This is a genomic window from Ruegeria sp. B10 (assembly GCF_056539825.1).
The window spans coordinates 1-12,043 of sequence record NZ_JBQFVP010000003.1 but is presented as its reverse complement, the minus strand read 5'-3'; the positions used below and the strand labels follow the sequence as shown (position 1 = coordinate 12,043).

Annotated in this window: 9 protein-coding genes and 1 tRNA gene; 7 read left to right on the top strand and 3 right to left on the bottom strand. The window is 58.5% G+C overall.

The genetic code is table 11. The features are described from left to right. The first annotated feature begins 3 nt into the window (after positions 1 to 3). A tRNA-Leu gene (locus ACR0J4_RS04485) sits at positions 4 to 89 on the top strand. 11 nt (positions 90 to 100) lie between these two features. Here ACR0J4_RS04485 and ACR0J4_RS04480 read toward each other — a convergent pair. After that, positions 101 to 616, bottom strand: a complete 516-nt coding sequence (locus ACR0J4_RS04480; RefSeq protein ID WP_170554459.1) for a hypothetical protein — start codon at positions 614 to 616, stop codon at positions 101 to 103. Continuing rightward, positions 591 to 1,343: a response regulator transcription factor gene (locus ACR0J4_RS04475; protein ID WP_170554457.1), complete on the bottom strand. Its 753-nt coding sequence runs from the start codon at positions 1,341 to 1,343 to the stop codon at positions 591 to 593. The genes ACR0J4_RS04480 and ACR0J4_RS04475 overlap by 26 nt, the downstream gene beginning before the upstream one ends. A gap of 600 nt (positions 1,344 to 1,943) precedes the next feature. On the opposite strand from ACR0J4_RS04475, the gene ACR0J4_RS04470 reads away from it, so the two are divergent. The 5 genes from ACR0J4_RS04470 (at position 1,944) to ACR0J4_RS04450 (ending at position 10,650) form a co-directional block, all read left to right on the top strand. Beyond that, positions 1,944 to 4,526 (top strand): hypothetical protein, encoded by a 2,583-nt coding sequence (locus ACR0J4_RS04470; RefSeq protein ID WP_170640223.1) that lies wholly within the window; start codon positions 1,944 to 1,946, stop codon positions 4,524 to 4,526. Between the two features lie 132 nt (positions 4,527 to 4,658). Then, on the top strand, positions 4,659 to 6,590 hold the full coding sequence (locus ACR0J4_RS04465; protein WP_170554453.1) for a type I secretion protein: 1,932 nt from the start codon (positions 4,659 to 4,661) through the stop codon (positions 6,588 to 6,590). A 38-nt stretch (positions 6,591 to 6,628) separates the two neighbouring features. Continuing rightward, complete coding sequence (locus ACR0J4_RS04460) at positions 6,629 to 8,836, top strand: type I secretion system permease/ATPase (RefSeq protein WP_170640221.1); 2,208 nt, start codon at positions 6,629 to 6,631, stop codon at positions 8,834 to 8,836. 11 nt (positions 8,837 to 8,847) lie between these two features. Then, positions 8,848 to 10,200 (top strand): HlyD family type I secretion periplasmic adaptor subunit, encoded by a 1,353-nt coding sequence (locus ACR0J4_RS04455; protein ID WP_170378100.1) that lies wholly within the window; start codon positions 8,848 to 8,850, stop codon positions 10,198 to 10,200. A gap of 72 nt (positions 10,201 to 10,272) precedes the next feature. Then, positions 10,273 to 10,650: a rhodanese-like domain-containing protein gene (locus tag ACR0J4_RS04450; protein ID WP_170640219.1), complete on the top strand. Its 378-nt coding sequence runs from the start codon at positions 10,273 to 10,275 to the stop codon at positions 10,648 to 10,650. Between the two features lie 9 nt (positions 10,651 to 10,659). Here ACR0J4_RS04450 and ACR0J4_RS04445 read toward each other — a convergent pair whose 3' ends face one another. Then, positions 10,660 to 11,418, bottom strand: coding sequence for an alpha/beta fold hydrolase (locus tag ACR0J4_RS04445; protein ID WP_170639428.1), 759 nt, complete (start codon positions 11,416 to 11,418; stop codon positions 10,660 to 10,662). A gap of 89 nt (positions 11,419 to 11,507) precedes the next feature. On the opposite strand from ACR0J4_RS04445, the gene ACR0J4_RS04440 reads away from it, so the two are divergent. Further along, entirely contained in the window at positions 11,508 to 11,882 is a 375-nt protein-coding gene (locus ACR0J4_RS04440) for a hypothetical protein (RefSeq protein WP_170640217.1), read from the top strand. The last annotated feature ends 161 nt before the right edge of the window (positions 11,883 to 12,043 follow it).

Sequence of the window (12,043 nt, the reverse complement as noted above, 5' to 3'; positions counted from 1 at the left end):
TTTGCCCGCGTGGTGGAATGGTAGACACAAGAGACTTAAAATCTCTGGGCCGGAAGGCCGTGCCGGTTCGAGTCCGGCCGCGGGTACCACACACAGCTCCTTAGACCGGATAGTCGAGCCTTGTAATCAGCTGCCAGATATCTCGGTTCAGGGTGGACAGATCTTCGACAACCTGTTCGATCTCGCGCAGGGCCTCACCATCCAGAGTATCCGTGCGACCCATTTTGATGTCTGTTTTCCGGTCCGCAATGCGCATCAGAATGGTCTTAGGGTTGCCGCTTTCGGGATCAAAGGAATAGATGCAGTGATTGAACCGGTTGCGGATGCCGGACAGTTTTCCAAGCCGTTTGGTGTGCTCCAGGATCGGGTCCCGAATACCCTCGGGGCGGCCATCCATTTTCGCGAGCCGCTCAACCAGATCAATCCGGGCACGGGTCGTGTTCAGGGTCAGAAAGATAATAACGGCAGAGTCTTTGCTGGTTCCAGCCAGACCGGCAATCAGGTGGATTAACAGGCTTTCGGTGTTGGTCCACATATAGTTTAACCGCCCCACCAACAGAATAAGCCGGTCAAACCGTTCTTCCACGAGATCAGCCAACACGTGGGCTTTGCGCATCAAACGGCGCAACCTCGAAATAGAAATGAGCAGCCGCAGTGCGGTTGCTGACCCCGATCTTGCCGACCACGTTATGCATATGCAACTTGACGGTATGTTCCGTGATCCCCAACCCGGCGGCGATGACTTTGTTGCTCTGACCTTGAGACACCAACCTGAGGACCTCTTTTTCCCGTTTTGTCAGCCTGTCGAAGAGTTCAACCTGCTGTGAGTCGGCGGGCTTGGGCGTTACAGATGATGCTGGGGCCTTGCAGGGGTTCGCTTGGGGGCCAGCGACACAATCCGCGAGGAAGCTGGGCAGGTGCAGCTGCTCATGCATCAGCAGCCTCAGGATCGACCGCCACACATCAGGGGCGACGTTCATAGGCAGAAAGCCGATCTCGCCGTACCGACTGCGATCCCAGCGTTCAAACAGATGCCGTGCTGCGGCGTCCTTGCGATAAGAAAACGCGAGGCATCCAAACGGAACCTGTGCCGCGTATTTACTTGGCCGTTCCAGCAGATCCTCCAGCATGACCTGATCTACGACGAGAACGCGGCTATCCTTTGCTTTGGTAGATGTTAGGTCGTCCAGTGAATCGAAACGAGATGCACGAACGTCAAACTCGTTCTGGACGCTTCTGAGGGTTTGATTGGAGAGAAAAAGCTCTCGACCAATGAAGTGAATTGAAAGGTCTTCGGTCTTGATATTCTGGTAGGCGTAGTCACGCTCAGACGAGTCAATCATTACTGTCCCCCCACTAAAAACCGAACTGCAATTCGCAGTTTTTCACACAAGTAATTCGGGCAGTTCGAAAGCCGAAATAGTCTTAAAAATATAGACTTATTGTAGATGAAATGTAGGGGGTCAGCAACCGGATATTCGGATTTGATACTTGGTCCTAGAACCATTGATTAGGGTTGTGTTCCGGTGATTTCGGGTAAGTAGAGGGAATTCAACGGCTTCTTTCGTCTAAGCCCAATTGGTAGGGTTTTAGGTCGGATTTTTTAGCGAAAACTCCGACCACTCCCGCAATATCCCCGGATTTCAACAGGCTAGACGTTCTAGAGCTTTTCGATAGCTTGGCAGCTTTGTCAAAGGCTGCGACGCTTCCTCTACTTCAGATTGCGAAGGTTTTTCCTTTAACGCCCGCTTTTCGCGCATTTTCGCGAATCTCTTTTCAGCGGGGACGTCGGCTTAGCCGGGAAAGGAGGTGCAGAAAGCTCGGAACCAACAGACCGCAGGGTTATGCGTTCAGGCATACCGTGCGGATTTTTGTTTCAACCGCACGAGTAACCACCTTTGAGATGAATGGTGGTCAGGTGCGCCAATAGAGTGGAAAGCAATATGTCTGACCGTAGAATTCTATCCCCAGTCACAACCGTCGAAGAAATTGATGTTGAAGACATGGACCCGGTCGTTGAAGACCCGGGTGTTGAAGATCCTGAATTGGATATGGCTGAAAACGCCCAACAGCAGCAACAGCAACAACAACAGTCTGTCGACAACACAAACGGCGGTGACGACAGCAACACCAATGGTGGCAACGACAGTAACACCAATGGCGGAAACGACAGCAACACGAACGGTGGTAATGACAGCAACACCAATGGTGGTAACGACAGCAATACCGTTCGCGACAATGGCAACAGCACCAATGACAATGTGAACCGGGTCGATATCGACTTTGGTGAAGGCGAGTGGATTCCGCGCGACGACGACAAGGTTGACGTGGACATCGGCGACGATGCCTCGACCGGTGACGTGATCACGGCCGGAGACGACGTGAACTATGATCCCGGTGACGATCTGAATCTGGATATTTCGTTGAACGGCGAAGGCAATGACATGGCCTCGTTCAACAACCAGTATGCCAGCCTGACGGACAATGACACGCTGAACGGTGCGACCGTGTCCAACTCCGGTACCTTCGAACAGAATGGTGATGCCAATGGCGGCACCGCGACTGCAGAAGAGGGTATCGACACATCGTCCGATGGTGGAGCGTCTGGCAGCGGTGGCACCAGCCATGGCGGTGATGCGTGGGGTGATACCCATGGCAGCACTTCGATGGCCCTCGGTGGCCACTCCGGAGATGCGAACGGCGCGGCAACCGGTGGAGCGGGCGCAAGCTCGGGCGAAGCGAATAACGGCAGCATCGGTCTAGGCCTGTCAGGGGCGCAGTCGGATGGTGACGGTACTGGCGCCGCTGGCGGCAACGCCAATAGCACCTCGAACGCGACGAACTCCGGAACGTCCAGTGCAAGCAGCTCTGGCGATGGTGGAGAAGGCGGCGCGGCTGGATCTCTGGGTCTTGGTGTTGGTCTTGGTCTGTCCGGGTCGAACGCGAGCGGCAATGCGGATGGCGGCGACAATACCTCCGATTCGATGGGAACTGGCCTTGGTCTGGCGGGCACTGATGCGTCTGCACAAGGCTCGAACGCTGGCGACGGCAATGCACAATCCAGCGGTAGTGCCGACAACACAAGCTCTGGCAGCAACCAGGCCAACGGCGCGACCGCTGGCAGCAACAATGCTGCTGGGATCGCGGGTGCTGGCGCTATGGGGGCCAATGACGCAGATGGCGGCAATGGTCCGGGCGGTAGCGGCTCCGGTGGTACTGGGACTGGTGGTAATGGGCCGGGTGGTGACGGGACCGGCGGTAACGGACCGGGCGGATCCGGCACTGGTGGTGACGGACCGGGTGGTTCGGGCACCGGTGGTAACGGACCAGGCGGCACAGGTTCCGGCGGTAATGGTCCGGGTGGTGCTGGCCCAGGTGGCACAGGCTCTGGCGGAGCCTCTGGAACAGCCGAGGGCGCACTTTCTGCGCTGAACCAGCAGAATCTTGGTCTTGGTCTGAATCTGGCCGATCCTGATCCGACAACGGGCGGTGGCGGCACAGCCGGAGATGCAACTGGAACCGGTGGCGCCGGATCTGGCGGAGCAGGCTCTGGCGGCAATGGCCCCGGTGGCGCAGGCTCTGGCGGCAACGGTCCGGGCGGCACAGGTGCCGGCGGCAATGGTCCTGGCGGTGCGGGTTCGGGCGGCAATGGTCCGGGCGGTGCAGGCACTGGTGGCACAGGCATGGGCGGGAATGGTCCCGGCGGTGCAGGTGCTGGTGGTGCAGGCGGTGGCCGCGTTGACACAAGTTCGGACGCGCAAGGCGTTGGCGACCAGTCTGCGACAGGTCCTGACATCTCGCAAAGCCCGGGTGATGTGACCGGTGCGACCAACAACCTGCAAACTCCGGATGGATCGGGCGGCGCCGGTGGCAGCAATGCGACAGATGGCACGGCCGAAGCAACCGGAACTGGTGAATCGACTGCCGAAGGTACTGGCGGCGCAGGTGGCATGACCTCGCCGACATCGAGCTCGGCCGGTAGTGGCGCTGGATCTGCGGATGCGACCAACACAGCTGGCGATGGTGGTGACAACGAGGTGTTTGCAGAAGCTGACACCGATGGAACCGCTGACAGTCTGGCCGAAGCGATTGCCGGATATGGCGGTGCAGGGTCGGCTGACAATGATGCGACCTCAACCGGTACCGGCAGCGCGACAGGTTCGGCCATGTCCGGTGATGGCGGCTATGGTGGAGCGGCCACAGCGGCTGGCGGCACCAGCGGCGCGGTCATGGGAAGCTCGACCGGCGGCATGACAAACGGTGCAACCAATACCGGTGGCGAGGCCTCGGGCGCCAATTCTGGCGCAGGTGGTGCAGGCGGAAACGCCGGTACCTGGGGCTCTGACAACGGTGGCGATGGCATCGTGAACGGCGAATCCTATGCCTCGGCTGCGGCTGTTGTGGATACGGCGGCGTTCAACCAGTCGATCGTCATGGGCGCAAACGTCCTTGGTAACTCGGTCGATACGACCATGGTGGGCGGCTCGATGACGTCATCCTACGCCAGCGACGATACCGAGGTCTAAGACCCGTTTCGGGCTCTGCCATTTTCAGAGCCCGAGCTTTTTTCAAAACCGCCGGGGGCGCGCCACGTGGCCCCGGCTTAGCAAACCCAAAGCGGAAATTTTCGGCCGTAGCGGGTGACAAGGAACCTTAATATGTCCCTCGACAGTATTACTGAAACGATTGCACATTTTGTTGGAACTTTTGAGTTGACAATCGAACAAGGACGATTGAGAGACCAGTATGAAGAGTTCACCGCGCTGCGGCGGAAAGTCGAACTTGAAGATCTGTCAGACCCCACAAGAATTGAGGTCAAGGCCACGTTGAAGGCCGATCCGGGTAACTATGCCCCGATCCCTTTCAAATTCAACACACCTCCGGCCGAGCTGCCGCCACCACCCCCGGCAAACGGCCCGAACTATGAGACAAACATTTTCCTCGATCCACCAGAGGGTCCTTCTGAGGCGGTACGCGAGGCGGCATTGGGTCCGTCGGAAGCACCGCCTTTGATGCTGTTCCAGTTTCAGAACGAACTGATTGGGTCAGCAGTTACCTACACGTTCCAGACACTGTTCCTGCGCGACAATGACGTCGTCGGAGAAGGGGAGTTCCGCGATGTCGACGCCCTGATCAGTGCAGGGCAGGACATGCTTGAGGCCGCGCTGACATTCCATGCGGTCGCAGCGCCCTCATTTGCGTTGGCCGATTATGCGTCGCTTGAACTGCTCTCCGAGATTGCCGAGCAGATTGTGAATCCGATGAACTCCGACATCGAAGGTGTCACGGTTCACCAGTTCCACGGCGAAGACGCCGTTGGTGTGATCGTAAACGGCGAAAAGGTTGAAGAGGCTTTGGAATGGGACGACCTGCTTCCGGCCTATCACCAACCAGATGAGGAAGCCGAAACGCCGGATATGCTTCCCGCAGAATGGGACCGCTCGGATGATGAAGAATTTGCTGACGGACATATGGTCATCGCGGGCGGCAACCTTGCGGTCAACGAAGTGGCGGCAACGATTGCCTGGATTGATGCGCCCTATATAGCCGTGGGCGGAAAGGCGATGGATCTGACTGTGATCAGCCAGGTCGCTGTGATTTCCGACTGGGACCAGATCGAACAAGGCGGGAGCAGCGGAACCAAGGTGGTGCAGTCAGCCTCGGTCGGCGTTGAGGCGAAAGCCGCCTATTGGCTGAACCAGGCTGAGGGAGCCGAAGGGCAACCCGCCTTTGCCTCGGTCGATTGGATCAGTGGCGATCTGGTCGTTGCGAATTTCATCAAGCAAGAGATCGATGCCACGGATATCGACCACATACAGGCCGAAATCTCGGCCAGCACGACGCTTTATGCGATGGGCGACAATCAGATGGTCAACGTTACCGAGATTGTCCAGCTGGGCAGCTACTATGATGTGATCATGATCGGCGGCAACATGATATCCGTCGATATGCTGTTCCAGACCAACGTGTTAGTGGATGACGATATCGTATCGGGCGGCTCGATCTCAGCGCAGGGCGACGAAAACCTTGTCATGAACGAGGCCTCGGTGTCGAAAACGGGCGAGGACAGCCACAAGGTGCTGCACCAGGATATGGCCAATGCCATGGCGCTGGGCGAAGCAGACATGGACGCGCTTGAAGACGCATTGCTTAACGATCCCATGTTCGCTGGGATGGAGCAGATACGTGCCCTGAAAATTGAGGGCGATCTGCTACAGGTCAACATCATGGAACAGGTTACCATGCTGCTGGATCAGGACGAGGTGCACGTGTCTGGGCCCAAGGCGGCCGAGACGGAAATCATCGCGGGCAGCAATGCCCTGTTGAATGCGGCAAATGTTGCCAAGGCTGGGATCGACTCGGTGGTGATGGCGGCTGAGGAAACCTATTCCGATCTGCTCCTGCATCAGGCCAGCCTGTATGATGTGCCGGATCAGGAGGGCGTCTCTGAGCTGACAAATGATGCCATCGCCGTGTTGATGGAAGAGGCCAATAGCGAGCTGGCCAAGATCCACGAAACCGTCGCCAAACAAACAGCCCCGACCGAGATGGCGGGCGCTGACGACGGCCTGCAGTCCATGCTGGCCTGATTTCCTGTAATAATAGCGAGTGACCGGAAGGTTAGTTTATGTCGATTGTGTTTTCGTCGCGCCGCTCCATCTGTTCCAGCCCTTTGGATCGAAATGGCGGCGTTGCCGTGTCCGAGGCGCCGCGTACCGAAAAGGGATCGAATACGCCGCAAGAACCCAAAGATTCAACCCTGCTTCTGCTGCATGATGCGCTGCGCGTCGATACGCCAGACGCGTCGCGGGGCGAGGAGCAAATGGCAGCTAAGTCTTGTACTGCAGAACCAAAGAACACTCACCGCGCCGATTCTCCCCTTCGGCGCGAACAGCCGCAACCTTCGCAAGATACGACCTCTGAAGGTGGCGGCGCTGGGGTGGCCGAAGCCGAGGCCTCTGATCCTGTTGACACCAACATACCCAAAGCGCGTAAGACCCCCTCTGCGCGCACAGATGGTGGGGATCGCATAGGCACTACGATTGAGGCCAAGGCAAACGAGCCGTTGCCGCCGACCAAATCTGGCGGTGGTGCCGGCAATGGGCCACCCCACACCTTTCACAAGCGAACCCCGCCCGAGGATTTCCGGCGCACGTTGCGGGTCTCGATGCGCGCGATCTACCGCAATCTGGTGTTCGTTCTGGTGCTGACCTGCGCCACCAATATTCTGATCCTCGCCATTCCTATCTACCTGTTTCAGATCAGCGACCGAGTCCTGACCAGCCGATCATTGGATACGCTGATCATGCTGACCACGATCGTTGCCGGAGCGGTGATTTTTCAGGCGGCCTTTGATGCGGTCCGTCGGTTCATGCTGATGCGCACGGCGGTCGAAGTGGCCGCGCGGCTGGGCGCCCCTGTGCTGAGTGCTGCGGCCCATGCCTCATTGCACGGCAACGGTCGCGAGTATCAGACCCTTGGGGATCTGCAGCAGGTGCGCGGGTTTTTGGTCTCGGGCACGCTGATCTCATTTCTGGATGTGCCTTTTGCGCCGCTTTTCATTCTGATGATCTTTCTGGTGCATCCGCAGCTTGGCATGATCGTTGTCGTAACGGCCCTGCTGTTGATGACGATTGCCCTGATCAACCAGAAAACGACCGCGAAACCGTTTGCCGAAGCGAACAAAGCCCAATCCATGGCGAACCAGCATCTGGATTCGATGTCGCGCAACAGCCAGATCATCAACGCGCTGGCGATGATCCCCGAGGCCGTTCGGATCTGGGGCCGCGACACTGCGCAATCTCTGACATGGCAGGTGCGTGCGCAGGATCGCAACGTGATCTTCGCCGCTATTTCGCGCGCGGTACGCCTGCTGACTCAGATCGCCATCCTGGGGTGGGGGGCGTTTCTGGCTCTGCAGGGTGAGATCACCGGTGGCATGGTCATCGCAGCCTCGATTATCGCCGGGCGTGCCTTTGCGCCCATCGAAGGCTCGATTGAAGGGTGGAACGGCTTTCTTCTTACCCGCGGGGCGTATGGGCGGATCAACGCGCTCCTGTCCAATTCCGCGCTTCAGTTCGAAAAACTGCGCTTGCCGCGTCCCGAAGGTCGGCTGGATGTTGAACGCCTACTTTACGTTCCTGGAGGGACCAAACGCGTGGTTCTGAACGGGATCACATTCGCACTTAATCCCGGTGAAACGCTGGCGATCATCGGCAATTCCGGCGCGGGCAAGACGACGCTGGGCAAGACGCTTGTGGGTTCGATCCTGCCGACCTCGGGCAGTGTGCGGCTGGACCTGATGGACATCCGCAACTGGGACCCGCGCCAGTTTGGTGAAAGCATCGGCTACCTGCCGCAGGACGTGCAGCTGTTCCCCGGCACCATCAAGGACAATATCGGCCGGATGCGAGAGGACGCGACCGATGAACAAATCCACGACGCTGCCGTTCTGGCCGATGTCCACAACATGATCGCAACCTTGCCGCAGGGGTATGAAACCGTTGTCGCTGCGGACGGATCGCCCCTGTCGGGTGGGCAGAAACAGCGTATTGCGCTGGCGCGCGCCTTCTTTGGCAACCCGCGTCTGGTGGTGTTGGATGAGCCGAACTCGAACCTCGACGTGGCGGGGGATCAAGCGCTGGCGCGGGCGATAGCGCAGGCCAAGGACAGCAAGATCACCGTCGTTGTGATTACGCAAAAGCCAACGCTTCTGAATGTGGTGGACAAGATCATGCTGCTGACCGACGGGCGCGTCGCCTTGTTCGGCCAGCGTGAACAGGTGCTGCAGCAACTGAATGCGCCACGCAAACAACCCGGCATTGAAGGCCAGTAGGGAGACTGATCATGAACGATATCGTACCCGTCAATACGTCTCCGTCCGAGCCGACCGTCTGGTATTCCGAAGTCCCGCGCTCGATCAACCGTCTGATCGTGGTAGGGTTTGTGATGCTTGTTGTATGCTTCGGTGGCTTCGGCGTCTGGGCCTTCAGCGCGCCACTGGCGGCAGCCGTCATCGCGCAGGGCAGCTTTGTTGCCACCGGTCGAAACAAGATCGTCCAGCACCTTGAGGGTGGGATTATCGAGGATATCAAAGTCTCGGAAGGTGAGGCCGTGCAGGCCGGTCAGGTACTGATGACGCTGGACCAGACATCGGCCGAAGCCAATGAGAGAGAGCTGTTTATCCGCAAAATCCGCCTGCAAGCCATGACCGAGCGGTTGCTTGCGGAATATGGCGAGCGCGAAAAGCTCAACTTCTCCCCCGACCTGATCGAGGCGTCAAATGATGTTGAGGTGATGACGATCCTCGATGGCCAACGGCTCAGCTTTGATGTCTCGCGCAAAACGCTGCTGAACGATGTCGCACTTCTGGCGCGTAACATGGAGGCCCTTAGAATCCGCGCCAGCGGGTTTGAGGCTCAGTTGAAGAGCATGCAGAGACGCTCGGAAATCCTGCAAGAAGAGTTCGAGACAAAGGAAGCCTTGTTCGAAAAAGGGTTGGTGCGCAAAGGCGATCTCAACACGATCCGCCGCGTTCAGGCCGAGGCCGATGGCCAGCAGGCGCGCCTGCAGGCCGAAGCTGCCGAGATCAACCAGATGCTGTTGAAATACGAAGAGCAGATCTCCCGCACCCGTTCAGCCTATCGCGAGGCCGCGCTGGATGAGTTGGGTGTGATCGAAGCCGACCTTGAAAGTGTGCGTGAGAAATCCCGACAGGCCCGTAGCGTTCTGGCCCGCGCGGTCGTGCGCGCGCCCGTCACCGGGACCGTTGTGCGCCTGCACTACCACACACCCGGCGGCGTGATCGAAACCGGCGAGCCTATCGCCGAAATCCTGCCTGCAGACGCCCCTCTGATTATCGAGGCGCAGATACCCCGCACCGAGATTGACAGCGTCGTTACCGGCCAGGACGCGACGGTGCGCCTGATCGCGCTCAATCAGCGCACAACCCCGGTTCTGAGCGGTCAGGTCTTCTATGTCTCAGCCGACGCGCTGGTCGAGGATTCTCAAGGCGTCCCGCAAGAGGTCTATCTGGCGCGCATCTCACTGACACCCGAGGAATTGAAACGCGTCCGGGGGTTCGTGCCCACTCCGGGTATGCCGGCCGAGATCATGATCCAGACCGAAGAACGCACTTTTGCCGCCTATATCGCCAAACCTGTCTCAGACAGCATGTCTCGGGCATTTCGCGAGCAATAGGGCGATTTGGCTACACCAACCCGTCGTCGCATGCTAACCCTTGCATGTGTAGGCAATTAGGGGGCGGTGCAAATGCCACTAACAGTCAAGGATATGATGGAAGCGGCTAATGCCGTAGTCCCGCGTATCGGTGTGGATCAGGCCAACGCGCTGATCGGGGACGGCGCGTTGCTGCTTGATGTCCGTGACGTGGTCGAGCTTCAGCAGTCGGGTCGTGCAACCGGCGCGCATCACATCCCGCGCGGCATGCTTGAGTTCCGCGCCGATGACACGCTGAAATCCCATGATCCCGAGCTGCAAAAGGACCGGGCCACTATCCTCTATTGCGCCGCCGGAGGGCGCGCGGCGCTGGCAGGGAAGCTCCTCAAGGATATGGGCTATGACGAGGTCTACAACCTTGGCGGCCTGGCAGATTGGGTCAATGGCGGCGGCGAGACTGTGTCCGCCTAAAGGCGCAGGTTATGCGTTCAGGAAAGCCCTGACGGCGGCCTCAAATTCACGGGGCTTTTCGGCGTGCAGCCAATGCCCGGCCCCCGGGATTTTGGCAAAACGCGCGGCGGGAAACAGAGTTTTGATCTTGTCGCGGTGTTCGGGCAGAACATAGTCGGAATTGGCCCCGGCCAGAAACAGCGCCGGGCCATCCCAATGGGCGTCTATTTCGGGGAACCCCATGATCTTGGGCATCTCGGACGCCAGAGCATCAAGGTTCAAAAGCCAGCGTTTCCCCTCGATATCCAGTGATTGGGTAAAGAAGCTCTGTAAAGCTTGATCAACCCCTTGTTCTGCCAGCTGTTCCGCCGCGTCGGACCGGCGCGTGACCCGCGAGAAATCGACCGCGCGCATCGCTTCGATGAACTGGATCTGGCTATGGCCGTAGGTCACCGGCGCAATATCGGCGACCACCAGTTTGCGGACCAGACCTCCATGCTGCAAAGCCAGCATCATGGCGGCCTTGCCACCCATCGAATGCCCCACCACATCGGCTGATCCACCAAGGCTCTCGATCACTTCCACCAGATCGGACGCCAGATCAGGATAGTCGTGTTGGTCGCTCCACAGGCTCTGCGAGTGGTTGCGCATGTCGACAGCAATCACCTGCCGCTCGTCGGAAAGACGCCGCGCGATAACGTTCCAGTTGCGGGCCGAGCCATAAAGCCCGTGCGCAATCAACAGGGGAGGGGTGTCCGTCGGGTCGCCATGGATGATCGTATTCAGCATAGTCTTGTGATACGCGCGACTGCATCGAACAACCAGCCCCATTGTCGCCCCAGTGCAGGGCGGTTAAGTTGTCCTGTCAGGAGGCGCAGATGACGCAGGAAACAGATATCCAGACCCAGATCGCGCGGACCATTCAGTTGCTGCGCAAGAAACTGGGGGTCAAGGACAAGACGCTGATCGCCTCGGTGCGCCGCGCCAAGCGACGTTTGCCGCGCAATGTTTACAAGCAGGCCATGGTGTTGGCGCAAGCCGAACCGATGGCAGAACATCCGAAACTGCGTCTGGTTCTGGACGGGCCGAAGCTTGAGAAAGCCTCGGATGAGGTGCAGAGCCATCTGAATGCCATCAATTTGGCGGACCGTCGATTGGGATGGTTTCTTAGTTTTCTTGGGTCGGTCGTGTTGGGCCTGATCGCTTTAGCGGCAGTTACGATGATTGTGCTGCGCTGGCGCGGGTTCATCTGACTCAAACTTTATTGCAACGAAAAACGGCGCCGTGGGTGGCGCCGTTTTCTTTTTGTGTACCCGAGAAGAATTACAGGTTCGGATAGATAGGGAAGCGTGCGCAGAGGTCGGCGACTTCTGCTTTGACCTTGGCCTCGACCTCGGCATTGCCGTCTTCGCCA

Bases quoted from the DNA above. Each gene is read 5' to 3' on its own strand.
- ACR0J4_RS04480 (WP_170554459.1), bottom strand. From the start codon at position 616: ATGCGCAAAGCCCACGTGTTGGCTGATCTCGTGGAAGAACGGTTTGAC.
- ACR0J4_RS04475 (WP_170554457.1), bottom strand. From the start codon at position 1,343: ATGATTGACTCGTCTGAGCGTGACTACGCCTACCAGAATATCAAGACC.
- ACR0J4_RS04470 (WP_170640223.1), top strand. From the start codon at position 1,944: ATGTCTGACCGTAGAATTCTATCCCCAGTCACAACCGTCGAAGAAATT.
- ACR0J4_RS04465 (WP_170554453.1), top strand. From the start codon at position 4,659: ATGTCCCTCGACAGTATTACTGAAACGATTGCACATTTTGTTGGAACT.
- ACR0J4_RS04460 (WP_170640221.1), top strand. From the start codon at position 6,629: ATGTCGATTGTGTTTTCGTCGCGCCGCTCCATCTGTTCCAGCCCTTTG.
- ACR0J4_RS04455 (WP_170378100.1), top strand. From the start codon at position 8,848: ATGAACGATATCGTACCCGTCAATACGTCTCCGTCCGAGCCGACCGTC.
- ACR0J4_RS04450 (WP_170640219.1), top strand. From the start codon at position 10,273: ATGCCACTAACAGTCAAGGATATGATGGAAGCGGCTAATGCCGTAGTC.
- ACR0J4_RS04445 (WP_170639428.1), bottom strand. From the start codon at position 11,418: ATGCTGAATACGATCATCCATGGCGACCCGACGGACACCCCTCCCCTG.
- ACR0J4_RS04440 (WP_170640217.1), top strand. From the start codon at position 11,508: ATGACGCAGGAAACAGATATCCAGACCCAGATCGCGCGGACCATTCAG.